We start from the raw sequence: 21,643 nt of genomic DNA on the forward strand, positions 1-21,643 counted from the left end.
CTCTAAATCATTACTTTACTTTTAAAGTTCACAAATGTTAATATTAATTAAACTAGAAACAAAATGGAGGTTATATTGAATATGAAAATTGCTATTGCAAGTGATCATTCTGGATTTGCTTTAAAACAAGAGATAAAAATATTTTTAGAAACAAAAGGATATGAGGTTCAAGATTATGGAACGTATAATGAAGAAGCTAGTGATTTGTCAGATTTTGTCTATCCAGCATCCTTAGCTGTTGCTAATGGGAAAGCTGATAGAGGAATTTTTATTGACGGAGTTGGGTATGGAAGTGCTTTAATTGCTAACAAAATATATGGTTTATATGCTGCTGTTTGTCAAGATCCATTTTGTGCAAAATTAGCACGTTTACATTCTAATACAAATGTCCTTTGTATTGGGGCAAAAATAATTGGTTCAGGGATAGCACTTGAAATTGTAAATACATGGTTAACTACAGATTTTCTTGTTGACACTAAAAAATATAAATTACGAGTGGACAAAATAAACGAAATTTCTGAAAAGCATTTGAAAAAGCTCTCTGAAATATAACATATCCTAATTTAAATATTTCTGTATAAGTAAGGGGCGTCCATTTTGTGGGCTCCCTTTATCAACTATTACTCTATAACTTTCTATAAGTCCTTCAGAAGACTGAACTTCTTTAAATTTTTATTTTAACTTTCTAAACATAGAGATTTATCGTCTATGGCCCGAATTGTTACAAAATTTTCTTGCAAATACTTGTTTTACTAAAGCCTTTTATATATATATAATTACTAATAATAGCTAATAAAAATCCTCCTAAAACATCGAACGGATAATGTTGGCCTACATAAACTCTTGATATACCGACAATAATTGCTAAGATAATTAAAAGTTTTCCTAATTTTTTTGTTTTATTATTAACTCCTAATGCTATAGTCATTACCCCTATTGCGTGAGTACTTGGAAATGAAGCATTGTTTTTATGCCTATATAATAGGTTTACTGTATGCTCGCTAAATGGTCTTTGCTCATGCCACATAATCCCGATTATAAATGTTAATATAAAATTTATTGTAATCAATACTATAATTGGAGTTACTATCTCCTTTGCTTTTTTATTTTTACCCACATAACCTATTATTAAATATAATCCTAATAATAGTGCATATAAATATATAACATACTTTGAAGATACAATCATAACAGTATCTAAAAATGCGTTTTTATCTGCTAAATTGTTTATTAGTCTAAATAAAGTCAAATTCATGTTTTCAATCTCCCATCTTTAGTAAAAAACAAAGAGCTTTTACCCTCATATATTAAAATCCCTTTTTATATTTTTTAATATATCATTATACCTTTACTAAATTATACTATTATTACCGTAAATTTGATATATATCGTTTACTTATTAATTTATATAAACTTAACTGTACAATTAAATAAATATACTTATCAAATGATAACTATTATGTTATTATATTACTATGGTGGTTATTTTTAATGATTAATTTACATTTTGTCTTAAATAAGATATTCGATAACATATGTGAATTTATCTTTAAGAACCACCGTTTAAGTATTTATAAAACATTTTTTTGGGGGTATACAATGGATATTTTTTTAATTATAGGTATTATTACAGGTCTTGGTGCAATTGTTACCGGAATGACTCTAAAGGGTGCAAGCATCTCAGTATTAATAAATCCAGAAGCAGCAATTATAATTCTTGTTGGTACTACTGCAGCAGTAATGAATTCTTTTCCTAAGAAAGAGTTTCTTAAAATCCCAAGTCTTTTAGGTGTTCTTTTTAAAGAAAAAAAAAGAGACAACCCTGCTGAAACAATAGAAAAGATTGTTCAAATGTCGCAAGTAACAAGAAAAAACGGATTATTATCACTTGAAGAAAGTATTAAAGATATTAATGATAAATTCATGAAAAAAGGCTTAGAAATGGTAGTAGATGGTGTAGACCCTGAAAACGTAAGGGAGATTTTAGAAATTGAAATTGAAGGTCTGGAAGAAAGACACCGTTTGGGAGCTTCAATTCTTACAACGGCAGGAGCATCTTCTCCTACATTAGGAGTTTTAGGTGCCGTTATAGGTCTAATTGGTGCACTTGGTAATTTAGCTGATACTCAAAAACTTGGCGAGAGTATCGCATCAGCCTTTGTTGCTACTCTTTATGGTATTTTCTTTGGATATGTAATATTCCATCCTTTTGCATCTAGATTAAAAAGAAAATCTAGTGAAGAAGTAAGTACTATGAATATAGTGCTTGAGGGGATTTTATGCATCCAATTAGGAGAAAATCCAAAAAATATTGAAAATAAATTAGTATGTATGTTAGAGCCTAAGGATCGATTAAAGTTCCAACAAATCAACGTAGAGGAGAATAGTAATGAGAAAGAAAAAGGAACACTCTGAAGAGCATGTTGATGAGTCATGGCTTCTTCCATACTCTGATATGCTCACACTTCTAGTTGCGCTTTTCATTGTAATGTTTGCTATGAGTCAGGTTGATAAAGCAAAACTTCAGAAAGTAAGTTCACAATTCAACATAATTTTTTCAGGTGGTAGTGGAATTTTGCAAAGCGATAGTGGCACAATTGCTTCTATTGACCCAAGCTCATCTGCCTCATCAGCTAGTTCTCTTGAGCAGAACACTATGAATTCATTAAAAAGCACACTTGATAAAGAAATCAGTAACAATGGTTATTCAGGTCAAATTAAAGTTGCTGTAAATAAAGAAGGACTGGATATTTCAATAGAAGCTATAGCTCTTTTCGCTTCTGGTGATGCATCAGTATTAAAAAATGTAACTCCTTTGCTTTTAAAAATCTCAGCCATGCTTAAAAATTTAGATAACGATATTAAAATTGCAGGATATACAGATAATAAACCTATAAATAATTCGAAATTTCGTTCAAATTGGGATTTAAGTTCAATTCGTGCTATAAATGTTATGACATATATGGTTAATTCAGGGGGACTTAATCCCAAAAATATTTCGATTCAAGCATATGGTGAATATAATCCTAAATATGACAATTCTACAGAGGCTAACAGAGCTAAGAACAGAAGAGTAGAAATTTTCGTTGCCCGTAAATATCCTGTAGCTACAAAATAAGCTGGCATTCTAGATATCAACATAGAAATAATATTACTCCAGCAAAATTGATTTAGGCATAAATTTAAAATATTAAAATGGAGGAAGTACCATGAATAAAGATGGAAAATTGGATTTAATACATAATATGTCACAATTTTATATTGTTCTACAAAGGGAAGTATTGGATCTAATAACTGAAAGTAATAATTCTGAGCTAAGTCCGCTTCTTTTTAAAGCTCTACATGAGATTTATCTTGATGAATATATCATACCTTCTGTCTTAAGCAAACGATTATCTATCACAACACCTAATACCAGCAGATGCCTGCATAGTCTTACAAAAATGGGATACGTAATAAAAGTAAAGGACAAAGTTGATAAAAGAATAACACATATAGAATTATCTTTAAAAGGAATAGATTTGGTGCAAAGCTCCTTTAATTACATGGATGAATCACTGCTCAAAAAAGTAGAAGTTCTTAATTCAGGTGAATTAGCAAAAATTTCAGAATCTTTTTTAATATTAATGTCTTTGTTTAAAAATAGAATTAAAGAATGAAGTGTAAACACAAATAACCAATAACCCTTAATATAATCTGTTATATTAAGGGTTGTTGGCTATGCGCTCTTTACACTTATGGTGCTAATCTTGTTCTATCTCTTGGAAATAATGATGCTTCTCTTACGTTTTCTAATCCTAGCAATTGCGCTGTGATTCTCTCAAGTCCAATTGCAAGCCCTCCGTGTGGTGGCATTCCGTATTTGAAAACAGAAGTGTAATTGTGATAAACCTCTGGTGTTAATCCTTTATATTTAATATTTTCAATTAACATGTTATAGTCGTGAATTCTTTGACCACCTGTTGTAATTTCTACACCTCTAAATAATAAGTCAAAGCTATGGGTTTCAGTTTCACCTAAAGGCATTGTATACATTGGCCTTTTTTTTCTTGGATAATGAGTTAAAAAAATAAAATCGCACCCAAATTTCTCTTTTGAATATTTACAAATCAATTTTTCTGCATCAGGATCTAAATCTCCATCTAAATCTGATTTATTATATTCAGTGCTCAATATTTCTAATGCTTCACTAAATTTTATTCTTGGAATTTTTGCATTTAATTTAGGTAAATCTACATTTAATATTTCTAGATATTTTTCACCCTCTTGAGATATTTTATTTATTATAAATATTATTAAGTTTTCTTCCAAATCCATAATATCTTTTTCATCCTCAATAAATCCCATCTCACAATCCATGCTAATATACTCATTAAGATGCCTACTAGTATTATGCTCTTCTGCCCTATATACATGAGCAACCTCAAAAACTCTTTCAAATCCGGCACCTACCATCATCTGTTTATAAAACTGAGGACTTTGAGCTAGGTATGCTTTATTTTCAAAATATTTCAATTCAAATACTTCAGTCCCCCCCTCAGCACCTTCAGCTACAATCTTAGGTGTAAAAATCTCTGTAAAACCTTCCTTAGATAAGAACTCTCTAAACCCTTGTACAATCAGGTTTTGTATTTTAAATATTGAATTAATTTTTTCATGGCGTAAGCTCAAAACTCTATTATCTAACATGGTATCTAAGTTAATGTCTAAGGTAGCTTTATTTATTTCTATTGGTAATTCTCCTGTTACACTGTTAATTATTTCAAATTCTTGAATTACTATCTCATAAGGATTTAATGTGTTTTTATCTTCTTTTACTTCTCCAACGATTGATATTACTGATTCTAACTTTATTGTACTCATATCTATAGCCTTATTCTCTGCAATGCATTGTACAAAACCAGTCCTATCCCTCATTATAATGAATGTTATAGTTTTTAATTTTCTTACTCGATAAACCCATCCTTTAATTTGTATTTTTTCACCTATTAAATTACCTATTTCATTTATCATAACTCTTTTCATATACAACCTCTCCTTTAAAATTAATATTAAAAAATCCCTTGAGTAATAAACTCAAGGGACGAAATTCGTGGTGCCACCCTAATTAACCTACTTTAATAAAATTTGCAAAATAGTAATGAACCCTTCAGAATGGGCCCTATTCTGAATAAAAAAATAAAAGCCTTAACTTCTTATATATAGAAGTGAAAGCTTTTTTCACGGTACCATCCTACTTTGACAAAGTTTATTAAACTACGCCATCTCAGCTCCCTATAACGGAGGAATCCGATTTATCTTACTTTAAATTTCAGATAAACTTCTCAGAGATGTCTTTCAATATTACTTTTCTCATGGAGCTTCCACCCTTCCCCACTCGCCTTAGATACTCAGATAACATTTACTCTTCTCTTCACAGAATTATGAATATTTATTACATTATATTACTTATTATATATTAAATCAATAGTAAAATAGAAGAAAAAACATAATTCAACAAAAATTATGCTGTATGCTTTTCTTCTATTTATAACCCATATTATACAACTAATTATCTAGCATTTTACCATCAATCTCCTGCGTAATCCTTGAAATAAAAGCCTCTAGTGAACAGTTGCCCTCATCACCATTTTTTCTACTTCTGAGGGAAATACTTTCTGAGTTTTGTTCTTTTTCACCAATGACTATGATATAAGGCAATCTTTCAATTCGAGCCTCCCTAACTTTATACCCTATTTTTTCCGCCCTACAGTCTAAACTAACTCTAATATTACTTTTCTCTAATTTGTTTTTTACGACCTCTGCATAATTGTTGTACAACTCAGATATAGGTAGTATTTTAACCTGAACAGGTGATAGCCATGTTGGAAACTTGCCTTCAAAATGTTCTATTAAAATACCAATAAATCTTTCTATACTACCAAAAATTACTCTGTGTATAACAATAGGTTTATGCTTTTCTCCATCACTACCGACATATTTTAAGTCAAATCTTTGTGGAAGTTGTAAATCTAGTTGTATAGTTCCACATTGCCATTCCCTTCCTATACTATCTTCTAAATGGAAGTCAATTTTAGGACCGTAAAATGCTCCATCTCCTTCATTTATTTTAAAGTCCATGTTCATTTCCTCTAGAGCACCTATAAGTGAACTCTCTGCTAATTTCCACTCTTCGTCACTTCCCATAGAATTTTCTGGTCTTGTTGAAAATTCCACTTTATATTTAAATCCAAATCTTTCATAAACTTCATTTATAAGTCTAACTACACCCTTTATCTCATCCTTAATCTGTTCTGGTCTCATAAATATGTGAGCATCATCCTGTGTAAATGCTCTGACCCTCATAAGACCATGCAAAGCACCAGATAGTTCATGTCTGTGCACCTTGCCTAGTTCACCTGCTCTTATTGGTAAATCTCTATAGGAGTGAGTTTCTGATTTATATACAAGCATTCCCCCTGGACAGTTCATTGGTTTTATTGCGAATTCTTCCTCATCAATACTTACAGTATACATATTTTCTTTAAAGTGAGACCAATGCCCTGATGTTTCCCAAAGTTCTTTGTTTAATATCATCGGAGTTTCTATCTCAACATAACCAGCCTTTTTATGAATTTCTCTCCAGTACTCAATTAACTTGTTTTTTAAAATTACGCCATTGGGTAAAAAAAACGGAAAACCTGGTCCCTCATCCATTAAGGCAAATAATTTTAGCTCTTTCCCAAGTTTTCTATGATCCCTTTTCTTTGCCTCTTCAAGCATATTCAAATATTCATCAAGTTCACTTTTCTTCGCAAATGCCGTTCCATATATTCTTTGAAGCATCTTATTTTTTTCGCTGCCTCTCCAGTAAGCCCCTGCAACTGATAATAGTTTAAAGGCTTTTACTTTTGAAGTTGATAATACATGCGGTCCTGCACAGAGTTCTAGAAAATCTCCTTGCTTAAAAAAAACTAATTCTTCTCCTTCTGGCAAATCATTAATAAGTTCTATTTTATAGATTTCTCCCTTATCTTCCATGATTTTTAAAGCTTCTTTTCTAGAAACTACTGATCTTTCTAATCTTAAGTCTTCTTTAACTATTTTTCTCATTTCTACTTCTATTTTTTCGAGTATATCCATAGTAAAGGGTTCTACTACATCGAAATCGTAGTAAAATCCATTATCTATTGCAGGACCGATAGCTAATTTAGCATTTGGATATAGTCTCTTTACTGCTTGAGCAAGTATATGAGAGGCGGTGTGTCTAAGTGCCCTTCTTCCTTCTTCTTCATTAGAACTTATTACAGTGCCATCTTTCATTACAATTTTTAACATGAATATTCCTCCTTCAAAAAATAATAAACCCGTCCCAAAGTAAGGGACGAGTTTTATCTCGATTTAGGGACATCTTTTGTCCCAATTCCACCCAAATTACAAAAGCATAATAAAAAACACTTCTATCACTCAACACCATTAACGCCGGCTAGCGGAAATACTTACTTAAGTTCAGTAATCAACTCAGAGGTGGTTTTCAATATTGCTTGTTCAAGAAACTTTACAGCCGATGAGTTTCTCTCTCTTAGAACAGCATACTATTTACTTTTCCTCGTCATAGTTTTTAATTTAAAACTATTGTATTCTAAATCACCTTCATTGTCAATATGTGTTTTAATTAAATAAATATGTATATTAAACCTATAAATTATTAATTTTCAAATTATTATCATATTTCAATAACTCTATTAAGAAAATCCATACCTTCTATGACGTGAGAAACAACAATTAATGTTCCATCAAAATCCTTGTCCCTTAAAATACCTAGAATTAAGTCTCTTGTTTCAACATCTACATTTGAAATTGGTTCATCTAAAATTATTACATCCTTATTGGAAAGAATAACTCTTATGAAAGCTATAACCTGTGCTTGTCCACCTGAAATTCCAGAATTGTTCTGAGTTATTTCAGTGTCCAAACCTTTAGGTAATCTATTAATGTATTCCTGAAGTCCTAATTTTTTTATAAGTTCTTCCACATCTTTAAGTTTCTTTTTAGTTTGCCCATACAGTATATTAGCTAAAACAGTTCCCTTAAATAGAAATATACTCTGAGAAACAATCCCTATTCTTTCCCTTAAACTTTTGGTGTTAATCACAGACATATCTATATTGTTGCATAATATTCTACCCTCTACTGGATTATACAAGCCTAGCAGTAATTTTATAATTGTAGATTTACCAGAACCATTTTCCCCTTTAATAAGAACTTTTTCGCCTTTAATTATTTCAAAATTTATATCATTAAGCACATTTTTTATATTGTTTTTATATTTAAAAGCTACATTTTCAAGTTTAATACTCTTAATTTCTTCATTTAAGTTTTGGTCTTTACCACTATTTTCATCATCCATATCTAAAAGTTCATAAACCCTCTCAATACTTAGACATACTGGTTTTATCATAGTTCCCATAGTACCTATTCCTTGAATGCTACTAAAAACCTTAGTTATATATAAAGAAAAAGATGTGTATAATCCTACTGTAAATTCTCCCTTTAAAATCAAAATTCCTGCAATAAGTAATACCAAAAGAGACCCAAAATTATTAATAAACGTTATATTCCCCATAAATATAATCATAGATTTGCTTTGCTTTAAGCTACTCTTTACAAGCTTAGATAATTTATCATTAAACTTTTTAAGATGATTATTTTTTCCATTAAGTATTTTTATGTCCTCAATTCCATTGATTATTTCAAAACACTCTCCATTTAAAGTTGCATTATATTCTAGCATTTCTCTTGTATTCTTCATGAAATTGCCCATGGACATCTTAGATGAAAAGAAAAATAATGGTGTCAAAATAAGAATTACTATAGATAGTTTATAATTTATAGCAAACATTGTTACCAATGCAAGTACAGCATCTGTTAGACTTAAAACTATACCCACATAAGATGGTGAAAATATACTACCAACAGTGCTACACTCCGCTATTCGGCTTTGTACATATCCTTTCTCAGTATTTGCAAGATAACTCATAGGTAGTTCCATAACTTTATCCATTACAGTACATCTAAGCTCATTAACCACTAAATTGTTAATCTTTACAAACATGTAGTTTGAAAAGATTGAAATAAAATAACGCAAAACATAAAATACAGCTATTATACCAATATAATAATAGAGCTGATTATATCCCCTTTTCGCTATTAGCACCTTATCCATAATAATTCCTATTATATATGGAATTGGGGTAGCAATAATTGAGCCTAATAACATACCTATAATCCCTGCAATAAAAATCAACCTATGTTTTTTTATAAACGGTGTTAACTTTAATAAGCTACTTATTTTACCCATCCTATCTCCTTTAAATATTTATTTTTAATTATACATTACCCAGTTGAAATACTCTTCTATGTTGTTCAATGCATAATATACCATTATTATACAACCAAATAAATATGAGTGACCATGTTTTTTGTTTTAATTTCATAACCCCCTAAATTACTTTTACTCTCGTACAAATATGGGTCACAGATTCATCATGGGTAACTATAACTATAGTTTTCCCCTGTTCATTTAGTAATTTTAATAAACCTAGTATCTTATTTTTATTTTCTTCATCAAGGGATCCCGTGGGTTCATCAGCTAAAATAATATCGCAAGGTTTCACCATTATTCTTGCAATTGAAACTCTTTGTTGCTCCCCTCCACTTAACTCATATACTTTTCTCTTTTCATAACCTTGTAGCCCAACATCATCTAAAGCTTTAATTACTTTTTCATGTTTCTGCGCAGAACTAATTTTAATATATTTCATAGCTATATTAAGGTTATATTCAACAGTAGAATTATCTATTAAAGCAAAATTTTGAAATAAATACCCTATTTTTTCACGGATCATTTTTGGTGTTTTCTTATTTGTAGGAGTTAATCCTGAAACACCATGGATAATTAATTCACCATCATCAAAATCTTCTATTAATCCAATTATGTTAAGCAACGTACTTTTACCTTTTCCACTAACTCCCTTTATAGCAATAATCTCACCATTTTTAACACTTAAATTAAATTTATTTAATATCATTTTTTTTCCGTAACATTTTGTGACATTCTTAAGTTCTATAATATTCATCTATTATCCCCTCTTTATAACCTTAATAATATTCCTTTTCTCAATTTTTTTAATACTTATGGCTGAAATTATTATATCCATAACTAATGCCCCCATAAAAATGCTCCAACTATTATCAGGTTTCACACCATTTTTAACGATTATAAAAATGGCTATTATAATCCATGAAAATAACATTTTCAAATAATAGTCTCTGTACTTATCATAATATTTATATCCATGAAAAGTTTTAATAACTAATAATTGTTTATTTTCTTCAAAGTAATTAAATGTATTTTGCAGTATAATAAAAATAATTATCATTATACACAAAAACATTACAACTGAAATCACAAAAAGTTTTTGTTTTAAATTATAAATCTCAACTGATACTTCATCATACACAGAATAGACATTAACTAATTTATTATAAATTCCTAATTCCTTCGCTTTATTTTCAAATGTCCCTTGAGGATTATCTCTATTAGTACTTTTAAATTTAAATGGACCCCCTTCTTCTCCAGCTACCTTAGCATAATCATGCAAGTCTCCGTTACTTTCTGTTATTACCATTAAAAGTGGATCTGTTACCATATTTCCATATTTAGAGTTTACATCTATATCATAAGAAAACAACTTTTGATTATCTTTGCTCCATATTATTTTTATATCTTTTCCTAAATGTGAGAAGAAATTTTTTATTTCTTTTTCTGAGTTTATATATCTATGTGGAATAATTATTATACTGTCTCTTTCTGATTCTAAAATATTTATTTTTTTATTATTAATATCATAAAATTTATTATTTATTAAATAATTAGGATTAACAGTTGCAAATGCTTTAACCAGCTTAGGTATGTCAGCATCTTTATTCAGTTCCATACTTTGTTGAGTAAAATCATTAAAATCTGCCAATATACTACCTTTAGCATTCAAATAAAGATATAATTTTTTCAATTTCAAATTAAATGCATCTGATTGGAGTTCTTCATAGTCTTTTGCTTTAAGACCACCTATAAATGCATAGTCCTTTGTTTTTTCCCATTTTTCAAAAGACGTATTATAAAATGACTTAATTGAATCATATTCATTTAATGATATTGATGAAACTAATATAAAAATAATTATAAATATAGTCTTTAAAATGCTATTAAAATTCACAATAGCTTTCATGTTTTTTTTATTCTTTATCATATTAGAAATAGTAATTCTAGATATGTATATATATGGGATAGATAAAAACACAAATGAAATTACTAATTGAATTATTAAGCTCATACAAACTTTAAATATAAAAGAATTTAGATAATTAGAATATCCCTTTAACATAATAATAAACATTAAAATATCTATAATTACATTTATTGTCAATTGAAGTATCATTAAGTTTGTAATATCTTTTATCCAAATGTCTACGGTTGTAAATCCCAACATTTTCTTTATCCCAAACTCTTTATAAGAGTTTAATAATTTATAAAAAACAATTAAAATTAGAATAACATACATTATTATTACTATATAAACTTGCATCCAATTAGCACTTTTATCTTTAATATTTAACAATATAAAAAATGAGCTTATTGAAATAATTGACAAAATTATTGCAAATATTTTTTTCAATGTAATCTCTCCTTAAATAAAAACCAAGTAAATAAATCTACTTGGTTTCAAAATTTGATACTACAATTATATATAGCATACAATTAAACTTCAACACTAAATTCCTTAAATGTCATTATTCAGACATAAACAGAAGACCAAAATAGAATTTACCATTTATTAAGAATGTTGATAATAGTTATTAAATTAGTATATAATATTTATATACTATTAACTAAAGAAGGGACGTTTTTATATGAGAACAAAAGGAAATAAAATTTCTATAATTGGAGCAGGTTTTGTAGGTTCTACTACAGCTTTTGCTCTAATGACTAGTGGACTTGCATCTGAAATTGTAATTGTAGATATAAATAAGGATAAAGCTGAAGGAGAGGCGATGGATTTATCACATGGTGCTTCTTTCGTAAAACCTATAGATATAACTTCCGGAGAATATGCCGATACAAAAGATTCAGATATAGTAATTATTACAGCAGGAATTAGTTTAAAACCAGGAGAAACAAGACTTAATTGTATAGCGAATAATTTTAAAGTATTCCAAAGTATAATTCCAGAGGTTGTAAAATACAGCCCTGATTCTATATTAGTAATAGTATCAAACCCTGTGGATATATTAACTTATATAGCCTATAAGCTTTCAGGCTTTCCAAGTAATAGAGTAATTGGATCAGGTACGGTTCTCGATACTTCAAGACTTAAATATCTTCTTAGTCAGCGTTTCGAAGTTGACGCTAGGAATATCCATACCTATATAATGGGTGAGCATGGCGATTCCGAAATAGCTACTTGGAGTTTAACTAGTATTGCAGGTATGAATATTGATGAGTACTGTACTATTAGTTCTAAAACATGTAATGATGATATGAAGTCTACTATACATAATGATGTAAAAAGAGCAGGATATAAAGTCCTTGAAAAAAAAGGTGCAACCTATTATGCTGTAGCTCTAGCCGTAAAAAGGATAGTTGAGGCAATATTAAGTAATGAAAACTCTATTCTTACAGTGTCCTCTCTACTAAAAGGTGAATATGGAATAGAGGATGTTTATATGGGAGTTCCAACAATTCTAGGTAGAGAAGGAGTAAAGAAAATATTACAAGTTAACCTCAATGAAGATGAAAACAATCAACTTGCCGAATCTGCCAAGGTACTAAAATCAATTATAAAAGAATCAAAAATATAATTACTATACTCTACTTAGTTCACAATTAAATATTTGTATATATGTAAATGAGGTGTCTCAAAATGATTAAAAATCATTTTGAGACACCTCATTTTACAGTTTGGATTATTTAACTTGCTTATCTGTTATATTATCTGCTTTTTACATCTATAACCTATATACTGTTATCTTATCAGAAACTGTAAAATCAGCCTCTGTAATGCTCCGAATATCCTCAACAGTTAGGCCTTCAAACATTTCAGTAAGTACAAGCCCATTAGGCGTTACTTCGAATACTGCTTTTTCAGTAACGATAATATCAACTACTCCCTTTCCTGTAATTGGAAGAAGACATTTTTTTAATATCTTAGATCCACTCTTACTAGAATGCTTTAATGTAGCAATAACTTTGCGAGCTCCATTTACTAAATCCATTGCACCACCCATACCTGGTGCAAATTTTCCTGGAGCAAGTGGCATAGCCCAGTTGGCAATATTGCCTTCTTGGTCTACTTCAAGTGCTCCGAGTACTGTAGCATCAACATGCCCTCCACGAATAATACAAAACGATGTGGCCAAATCAAAAACTGCAGCTCCAGGTAATAAGCTAATCGGTTGACCACCAGAGTTTGCAACATCTGGATCTTCCTTTCCGAGTTTTGGCGTAGGACCAAACATTAAGCATCCATTTTCTGATTGCAATATTACTTCCACACCTTCAGCTAAATAATTGGCAACTGCTGTAGGCATTCCAAACCCTAAATTCACCACTTGATCATTACTTAGTTCCTTAGCTGCCCTTCGAGCAATTATTTCTCTTGCTTCCATGTTTAATTACCTCCTTTGATTTATAAATAATCAGCTATTTGAGTTGATTAGAACTAACCCACAAATCAGTATATACTTGTTTATGCTCATCAAATGAATATCCTTGTACAACAGCCTGTACAAATACGCTTGGTGTACCTACGCATTCAGGTTCAATACCACCAACATCAACTATTTCATTCACTTCTGCTACTGTATAATCTGCACCCATTGCCATAATTGGATTTGTATTAATGGCTAATCCACGATATTGTATATTTCCTAATCTATCTCCTTTATAACCTTTAATAAATGCAAAATCAGCCTTCAGTGGCAATTCAATTAAATACATTTTACCCTCTATTATAAGTTTTTGTTTTCCTTCTTCAACTAATGTACCTACACCTGTGGGAGTAAGCACTCCACCTAATCCAGAACCCGCTGCCCTAATCTTTTCAACAAGACTACCCATTGGAAAGTATTCAATTTCAATATCTCCGTTCTTAAATTGTTCAAGCGCAAGCTGACATGTAGCAGAATGAGCGGTAATTAATTTTTTAACTTGCTTGTTTTTGTAAAGCCTCGCAATATCAAAATCTTGACCAGGATAGGCATTAACTATTGATATTATAGTTAAATCCTTAACACCTTTTTCTACCAATTTGTCAATTGCTTTAAGTGGTGCTCCCACCCCTAGAAAGCCACCAAACATAATCGTCGCTCCATCGTGAACCTTTTCCATCACTTCATCTAAACCCATAACTTTATTCATGAAATTATCCCCTTTCACTAATAGTTTGTTATATAAACTTACACTTTTCCAATGCGTTTTACTTCATCAACCATACTTGGAAATATTACTCTTAAATGTATACTTGAACCGTATAGTTTTATTGTATACCTAAAAGGTGTACTTTGCAACCATACTTAAAAATATTATTTTATTGATTCTAGCATTTCTCCTATCTTTTTATTATATTATATGTATTATTAACTACTTGTTATATATCTACTTGTCGCTATTTATAACTAATTCTATTTGTACTATGGCCTTTAGATTATCATCCTAAAAAATACCGTAAAATCTTATATATTAATGAATAAGATTTCACGGTATATAATGTTTATTTTTACTCGTATAAATTTTAAAAATACAGCTGTATAAATAAATTTATACAGATATTTACCAATTATAATAAGTTCATAAGTCTTATTACATTTTCAGCTGTCTTTTCAACGTTTTCCGGTCCATTAACTAGAGCTTCCTCCATAGAAGTTACTCCTTGCATGATACCAAATATTGAATCTATTCCACTTTCATATAATATATCTATGCCTTCACCAACTCTTCCAGCTAATGCAATCACTGGCTTATTGTGCTTACTAGCAACTGCCGCAACCCCAAAAGGAGTTTTCCCATATTGAGTTTGATAATCTATACTTCCTTCTCCGGTCCAAACCATATCTGCATCTTTTACTTTTTCTTCTAGTCCAGTATATTCAATTACCATTTCAATACCTTTTTTCAAAGTACCATTTAAAAATGCCAAAAGTCCAGCTCCAAGTCCTCCTGCTGCTCCAGCACCTGGTACATCTATAACATCTTTACCAAGTCGCCTTTTTATTATATCTGCATAGTGTTTCAAGTTATCATCTAATATTCCTACCATTTTTTGGGTGGCTCCTTTTTGTGGACCAAATACATTTGAAGCTCCTTTTTCTCCACAAAGTGGATTATTAACATCACAAGCTACTTCGATCACAACTTCTTTTAATCTAGGGTCAAAATTCTTTAAATCAATGCTATTTAGTTTTCCTAATTCTCCACCACCGAAACCTAATTCATTCCCCTGTTCATCTAATAATTTTCCACCAAGTGCTTGTACAACTCCGGCTCCACCGTCATTTGTAGCACTTCCACCAATACCTATTAATATTTTTTTTACTCCATGATTTAAACAAGCATTTATAAGCTGCCCAGTACCATAAGTTGTTGTTAATAAAGGATTCCTTTGCTCCGAAGGTATTAGCTGTATTCCACTGGCACTAGCCATTTCTAATATACCTACTTCTCCTTGTCCTAAGATACCATATTGTGCTTCTACCATATTTCCGAGCGGTCCAACTACTTTTAAAGAATATACTTTTCCATTAGTAGCATCTACTAATGACTGCATAGTTCCTTCTCCTCCATCAGCCATTGGTACATGTACACAGGTAATCTTATTATTTGCTTTTTTAATTCCTCTTTCCATTGCCGTGCAAACTTCTTTTGCTGTCATACTTTCCTTAAAAGAATCCGGTGCTAATACAATAACTAAGTCCTGTTTCATATATATCGCTCCTAACTTAACTTATATTTTTATTAGATAAATAAGTATAAATCCATATTTGCTTGTTATTTTAAAAATCCATATATTATAGTTGCTGTAATCATCATAGATCCACCAACCATAGATTCATATGGAATAAGTTTCATACGTTCTTTAATTTTCATTTTTACAGAATCGGCTGAAGCATGAAAGAAATTACCATGTGGCAAATGATCAATAACTGTAGCCCCTGTATGTACCATAATCGCCGCATTTAATGGAGGTACTCCCATAGCTAATATTGCTTTTCCAAAGCTTCCAGATGCTAGAATTGCTCCTGTAGCTGTTGATGCAGTAGCTCCTGCCATTAGTATTCCTGATATCGGTGCTAAGAACACCCCTGAAATACCTGCCGAATGGATACATTGTACCACTACCGCACTTAAATTAGATTTGGAAATGACACCTGCTATTGCACCTGCACCAATTAATATTATGGCAGTACCTGTCATTTTATTTAACCCTGAAGTGGTATATTCAACAACTTTATTAAATTGACCCATTACGATTAATCCTATTAATCCTGCAACTGGCAGTATAATCATAGAATCAATTTTAATTTTCGCTAAAAACTGTATATGAAATATATTTCCAATAGGACTTAATGATAACAATAAAATTGCTACAATTGGCGCCACCATTGATTTAGCAAAACTTGGCTTTTCTTTTGTATTATTTACAATTATTTCTGATTCTTTAATTAATTCACCTTTCTTACTTAACATTGTAGCAACGAAATATGTTACTATTAACCCTACTATTGCAGGTATAAAACCATTAATCATTACTTGTGCTAGATCTAAATTAAAACCTTTTGCTACTGCTATGGTATTGGGATTAGGTGAAATTATATTTCCAGCCTTACCTCCACCTACCATCGCTAGAAGTATTGAAGATTTAGTAAGTCCAACTTTTTTACCTACGGACAATGCTATTGGCGCAACTATAATAACTGAAACCGCAATAAATACACCTACAGCAGTTATAACCATAGTTGCAATGGCTATTGCTAAAAGAGCCTTTTTTTCGCCCAGCTTTTCGACTATAGTTTCTGCAATTCTCTCTGCTGCACCAGACTCAATTAGAATACCTGCGAGTATTCCTGCTGCGAGTACTCGAACCACTGCCCCCATTACGCTGCTGGTACCATCAATAACAATTTGTGTTGTTTGAGCTAAACTAGCACCGCCAACTAATCCGCCTATAATAGCACCTCCAAAAAGTGCGTATACAGGACTTACCTTTCTAAATATTAAAACTATAGCAACTATTAAACCAAATATTGCTCCACTCCAATTAATCACAGCCATTTTACTTCCCCCTTATTGTATAATGTAGTTGTATCTTTGATAATAGATGATCTCATCTAATGTTAACCATAAATTCAATTAGATAATTTTAAAATTTGTCGCATAATATATATAACGTTTTCATAACTCCTATATTAATAATAGTATTTTTATAAACCAGTTGATATTGGTTATTTAACATTTTTTATTGTTCATTTGCACAACAGTTAATGAATTTCTATCTTTTATGGTTAGTGATGGAATTGCTTTCTCTGGTACAAGAGATTTGATGATAAAAACAGAATTATTTATAGCTGAATGTGATAGTCGTAGTTAAAGTCTAAACAAAAATCACAAGTTGTATTCAATACATCTACACTATAATTTTGAATAAGGAGTTTTAAAATGCCGAAAGCACTAATCCTAGGGATAGCAGCATCATTCTTTTTTGCATTTACATTTATACTTAATCAACAAATGAATATTTCAGGTGGTAGTTGGCTCTGGAGTTCATCTCTAAGATTTATTTTTATGTTCCCAATTTTACTTGTTATCATGATTATAAAAAATCAACTATTTGGTGTACTAAATGATATAATAAAAAAACCTATTCAATGGATAATTTGGAGTACGGTAGGATTTGGATTGTTTTATGCTCCCCTAACTTTCGCCTCAGCCTATGGTTCATCATGGTTAGTTGCTGGAACTTGGCAAATAACTATAGTCGCAGGTGCACTTCTAACTCCACTATTTTTTAAAAACGTAGAAACCGAAGATGGAATCTTTAAAATAAGAAATAAAATCCCTAAAAAATCTTTACTAATGTCGTCTGTAATTTTGCTTGGCATATTTTTAATACAGTTTCAACAAGCAAAGGATATCTCTGCTCTAAAAGCTTTTATTGGAATTTTGCCTGTTATACTAGCCGCATTTTCATATCCACTTGGAAATCGTAAAATGATAGAAGTTTGTAATAATAGATTTAGTACCTTTCAAAGAGTATTTGGCATGACCCTATGTAGTATGCCATTTTGGATAATTATATCTTTATTTAGCTTATTAACTGTTGGTCTACCAAGTGAAGGACAAGTAGTTCAATCCTTACTAGTTGCCATTTTCTCAGGAATTATTGCTACAATACTATTTTTTAAAGCAACTGATCTAGTAAGTAGTGATGTACGTATGTTAGCAGTCGTAGAATCAACACAGTCTGGCGAAGTAATATTTACACTACTGGGCGGAGTATTTATATTTCATGATAAAATTCCAACACTTATTGGATTAATTGGAATAATGCTCGTAGTTATTGGAATGATTTTAAATAGTCTTATTAAATCCTAAAATTAATTTAACTCCTATGAAATATCACATATATTTTAATATTTTTAATATATATGTAAAGTAACTTACTATTTCCATTAATAAAAATTATCATTTTTTCAACTAGATGTATTCAAAAGGAGACACAAAAAGGTTTTAATATGATCTGTAATGAAATTGTAATAATTTTGTAATCTCTTAGTTTATAATAAGTAGTATTATAAGTATATAGATTAAAAGAGGGTTTTATGGAATAGTATTCACAGTAAAATATTGTCAAATAAATGACTTTCATGTAAAATAATTACATTGTTATAGTTATACTAAGTTTTACAGGTTTTGTTAAGTGTTTAAAAATATGAATAATTTAAAATTATGGGGGTAATTAAATTGAAAAACATATTTTGAAAGCAATAATCTATAAGAAATAAAAAATATACAATAACATTTCACTATATACAGTCATATTATATAAAATACAATTATAAATACTAGTTAATGGAGTGGTGAATATGAAGAAAAAGAAAAGATTTAATAAAAGACCTTTAAAAATAAGTTTAATATGTAGCTGCATCTTTTTAATTTTAATAGGTACAATCATAATAGGTAAAAGTTTTACTAAAGATGAAGTTAATGCTGAACCAGTAATCGTACCAATTACTACTACAGTAACTACTACAGCTACTTCTAAACCTAACGCTACTAGTACATTAAAGAATAATGAAACTAGTAACGAATCAACAAAAAATTTCACTGTAAATAAAGAAGGGGAAAAGTATATTTATGATGCTGCAAAAGTAAGTGAAATATTAAATTACAAAGGGAAAAATGATAATCAGAAAATAGCATTTCTTACCTTTGATGATGGTCCATCTACTACTGTGACCCCAAAAGTACTAGATATTCTAAAAGAAAATAACGTTAAAGCAACATTCTTTTTAGTTGGACAAAACATAGAGGCAAATGAAAAAAGCAAAGAACTTGTAAAACGTGAATTTAATGAGGGACATGCAATAGGAAATCATACTTATAATCATAATGAACACAATTCATTATTCCCTAATAATATAATTAATGTACCTATTTTCATGAACGATGTGAAAAAAAACGATGATGCTTTAAAAAATATACTTGGTCAGGATTTTAGTACAAGGATTTTAAGAGTGCCAGGAGGATATATGTCAAGAGCATATTATAGAGATCCGAATTTACCAGAGTTCGATGCAAAGCTAAAAGAAAAGAATATGATTAGTATAGATTGGAATGCTGAAATCAAAGATGCAGAAGGTAAGGCAAATAAAACTCCAGAAGAGTTACTTAACGTATTAAAGGAAGAGGTTGGAACACAAGAAAAATTAGTTATATTGATGCATGATACTTATGGTAAAATGCAAACTGCTAATGCATTACCTCAAATTATAGAATATTTAAAAGACAAAGGATATGAATTTAGAACAATAAAATAAGTGCTAACGCGCATAGCCGCGTTAGCACTTATTTTACTTTTTTTTGCCACTCATCCACATAACTACCTGTAGCCCACTGGGACATCACTGGTATTTCTCCTGCTTTAAACTTCAAAGTTAATGACTTTTCTCCCAGGTTATAACCTTTTATAGTAAAGACCATTAATTCTGTATTAGTTAGAACAACAACAAAATCTCTATTAGGAGATGAATAAGCATCCACTGCGCTTGGTACCTTTGTTTTTATTACATTAAAAGAGGGGAATAAATTATCATATGTAGTTAACGATTTAGGTGTAGCATAAGGAATATCAAAATCTATAAATGCATCTCCGCTATTTGCTTGGGACATTCTTCCTCTTAGTATCCATCGTCCGCTTCTTCTTATTACACCCAAATTATTATCCACTTTTTCTAGCTTTTCATCTTGGGTATTTTTATTTATGTTTAAATTTGCACCTGGCAAAGTAGCTTTTTCTATTTCCCTCGGAAGTATGCTTGTAAGTTTTATAGGTTCTCCCATTAGATTATCCATTGGAAATATTTTTAGCTTATTATTAGAATACTTCTTTTCTAAATCATTATTATTTACATCATGTACAGTATCAGTAGAAACATAATTACTGCCTACAAATTTAATAGCTATACTACCTTCTGTTTTAGTATACTTTATTTTTTTTGAATTTATGGGTTTAGTGGGATTAAGTAAATTGATTGGATAAGACCAAAGTACGTCCTTGGAATCTCCATTTTCTATTTTATTACTTATTCCTACCTTCCAAAATCCATCTTGCCTTGGAAGTAACAAATCTTTAGTTTCCCGAATGGGAAGTATTTTATCATTTACTGAACTGATCCATAAGGTTTTATATGAATATTTGCTCAGCCAATCTTCGCCTTCAGGATTTTCATATCTTAGTCCAAGTAATAATCCTGACTTAGATCGTATTTCTTTTTCTGCCTTGCTGATTAGAATTTTTGTATTGTTATCTTTATTATATGAATGGGCAGCAGAAGAATCTTTTGCTTTGTGAAAATATAATAAGGTACCCTCATAGTTTTTTATAAGGGTTAACTCATCTAACCTTATGTACTCATCAAAAAAAGTTTCATTGGAGTTAATAGTAATAATTTGTACATCAGTATTTTTTATTCCTAAGCTTTTGGCACTTATTTTTATACTATTCCAAAAATAACTTTTAGTATCCACGGACTTAACTTTATATTTAACATCCTTAGAGATATTACCATTAAACTCAACTGTATCTCCACTAAAATAAGCAACCTTTCCAAGTAATTGTTTTGCTTTTTCATCATCAATTGTAGCTCCACCAATAGAAACGTATTTCTCTACTATCCAACTTCCTTGTATAGGCGACACAGTAAGTTTTTTATGCAATACTTGAGAACTTAAAGTTAATCCTGCATATTGACTCCATATAAAAATTATAATAGAAAATATAATAACAAATAAACATAATGCTTTTTTCACCAGGAGTCACCTCTTATA

At 30.3% G+C, this 21,643-nt stretch carries 18 protein-coding genes and 2 other annotated features; of the genes, 7 read left to right on the forward strand and 11 right to left on the reverse strand.

The window, feature by feature from the left end; genetic code table 11:
• Positions 1–81: 81 nt before the first annotated feature.
• A complete protein-coding gene (gene rpiB / locus LL038_RS15260) occupies positions 82–552 on the forward strand; it encodes a ribose 5-phosphate isomerase B (protein WP_216123405.1) in 471 nt (156 codons plus the stop codon).
• Between the two features lie 169 nt (positions 553–721).
• On the opposite strand, the gene LL038_RS15265 is transcribed toward rpiB, so the two are convergent.
• Entirely contained in the window at positions 722–1,255 is a 534-nt protein-coding gene (locus LL038_RS15265; protein WP_253200263.1) for a phosphatase PAP2 family protein, read from the reverse strand.
• A gap of 344 nt (positions 1,256–1,599) precedes the next feature.
• Between LL038_RS15265 and motA the strand changes: the two genes are divergently transcribed.
• From motA to LL038_RS15280, 3 genes are all read left to right on the forward strand, one after another.
• Positions 1,600–2,415 (forward strand): flagellar motor stator protein MotA, encoded by an 816-nt coding sequence (gene motA / locus LL038_RS15270; protein WP_216123265.1) that lies wholly within the window; start codon positions 1,600–1,602, stop codon positions 2,413–2,415.
• Entirely contained in the window at positions 2,390–3,118 is a 729-nt protein-coding gene (locus LL038_RS15275; protein ID WP_216123266.1) for a flagellar motor protein MotB, read from the forward strand. Before motA ends, LL038_RS15275 begins: the two co-directional genes overlap by 26 nt.
• A gap of 91 nt (positions 3,119–3,209) precedes the next feature.
• Positions 3,210–3,659 (forward strand): MarR family winged helix-turn-helix transcriptional regulator, encoded by a 450-nt coding sequence (locus tag LL038_RS15280; RefSeq protein WP_216123267.1) that lies wholly within the window; start codon positions 3,210–3,212, stop codon positions 3,657–3,659.
• A gap of 76 nt (positions 3,660–3,735) precedes the next feature.
• Here LL038_RS15280 and aspS read toward each other — a convergent pair whose 3' ends face one another.
• The 5 genes from aspS to LL038_RS15305 form a co-directional block, all read right to left on the reverse strand.
• Entirely contained in the window at positions 3,736–5,025 is a 1,290-nt protein-coding gene (aspS, locus tag LL038_RS15285; RefSeq protein ID WP_216123268.1) for an aspartate--tRNA(Asn) ligase, read from the reverse strand.
• A gap of 175 nt (positions 5,026–5,200) precedes the next feature.
• Positions 5,201–5,426, reverse strand: a binding site (T-box leader).
• A gap of 121 nt (positions 5,427–5,547) precedes the next feature.
• Entirely contained in the window at positions 5,548–7,317 is a 1,770-nt protein-coding gene (thrS, locus tag LL038_RS15290) for a threonine--tRNA ligase (protein ID WP_216123269.1), read from the reverse strand.
• Between the two features lie 61 nt (positions 7,318–7,378).
• Positions 7,379–7,604, reverse strand: a binding site (T-box leader).
• 101 nt (positions 7,605–7,705) lie between these two features.
• Positions 7,706–9,340 (reverse strand): ABC transporter ATP-binding protein, encoded by a 1,635-nt coding sequence (locus LL038_RS15295; RefSeq protein WP_216123270.1) that lies wholly within the window; start codon positions 9,338–9,340, stop codon positions 7,706–7,708.
• A gap of 142 nt (positions 9,341–9,482) precedes the next feature.
• On the reverse strand, positions 9,483–10,118 hold the full coding sequence (locus LL038_RS15300) for a putative bacteriocin export ABC transporter (protein WP_216123271.1): 636 nt from the start codon (positions 10,116–10,118) through the stop codon (positions 9,483–9,485).
• 3 nt (positions 10,119–10,121) lie between these two features.
• Positions 10,122–11,717, reverse strand: a complete 1,596-nt coding sequence (locus tag LL038_RS15305; RefSeq protein ID WP_216123272.1) for a DUF1430 domain-containing protein — start codon at positions 11,715–11,717, stop codon at positions 10,122–10,124.
• Positions 11,718–11,952: 235 nt separating this feature from the next.
• Here LL038_RS15305 and LL038_RS15310 point away from each other — a divergent pair, with 235 nt between their 5' ends.
• Positions 11,953–12,900 (forward strand): L-lactate dehydrogenase, encoded by a 948-nt coding sequence (locus LL038_RS15310; protein WP_216123273.1) that lies wholly within the window; start codon positions 11,953–11,955, stop codon positions 12,898–12,900.
• Between the two features lie 147 nt (positions 12,901–13,047).
• On the opposite strand, the gene LL038_RS15315 is transcribed toward LL038_RS15310, so the two are convergent.
• The 4 genes from LL038_RS15315 to LL038_RS15330 all read right to left on the reverse strand — a co-directional run bounded on the left by LL038_RS15315 (position 13,048) and on the right by LL038_RS15330 (position 17,368).
• On the reverse strand, positions 13,048–13,707 hold the full coding sequence (locus tag LL038_RS15315) for a 3-oxoacid CoA-transferase subunit B (RefSeq protein ID WP_216123274.1): 660 nt from the start codon (positions 13,705–13,707) through the stop codon (positions 13,048–13,050).
• A 34-nt stretch (positions 13,708–13,741) separates the two neighbouring features.
• The gene (locus LL038_RS15320; RefSeq protein ID WP_216123275.1) at positions 13,742–14,458 is read right to left on the reverse strand and encodes a CoA transferase subunit A; all 717 of its coding nucleotides are present in this window, start codon (positions 14,456–14,458) and stop codon (positions 13,742–13,744) included.
• A 418-nt stretch (positions 14,459–14,876) separates the two neighbouring features.
• A complete protein-coding gene (locus LL038_RS15325; RefSeq protein ID WP_216123276.1) occupies positions 14,877–16,019 on the reverse strand; it encodes a glycerate kinase in 1,143 nt (380 codons plus the stop codon).
• A gap of 65 nt (positions 16,020–16,084) precedes the next feature.
• Positions 16,085–17,368, reverse strand: coding sequence for a GntP family permease (locus tag LL038_RS15330; protein WP_216123277.1), 1,284 nt, complete (start codon positions 17,366–17,368; stop codon positions 16,085–16,087).
• A gap of 384 nt (positions 17,369–17,752) precedes the next feature.
• On the opposite strand from LL038_RS15330, the gene LL038_RS15335 reads away from it, so the two are divergent.
• Entirely contained in the window at positions 17,753–18,688 is a 936-nt protein-coding gene (locus tag LL038_RS15335) for a multidrug resistance efflux transporter family protein (RefSeq protein ID WP_216123278.1), read from the forward strand.
• A gap of 491 nt (positions 18,689–19,179) precedes the next feature.
• A complete protein-coding gene (locus LL038_RS15340; RefSeq protein WP_216123279.1) occupies positions 19,180–20,133 on the forward strand; it encodes a polysaccharide deacetylase family protein in 954 nt (317 codons plus the stop codon).
• Positions 20,134–20,161: 28 nt separating this feature from the next.
• On the opposite strand, the gene LL038_RS15345 is transcribed toward LL038_RS15340, so the two are convergent.
• Entirely contained in the window at positions 20,162–21,625 is a 1,464-nt protein-coding gene (locus LL038_RS15345) for a hypothetical protein (RefSeq protein WP_216123280.1), read from the reverse strand.
• Positions 21,626–21,643: the final 18 nt, after the last annotated feature.

The sequence above is a fragment of the Clostridium estertheticum genome (assembly GCF_026650985.1).
In the GTDB taxonomy this organism is placed as follows: Bacteria; Bacillota; Clostridia; order Clostridiales; family Clostridiaceae; genus Clostridium_AD; species Clostridium_AD estertheticum_C.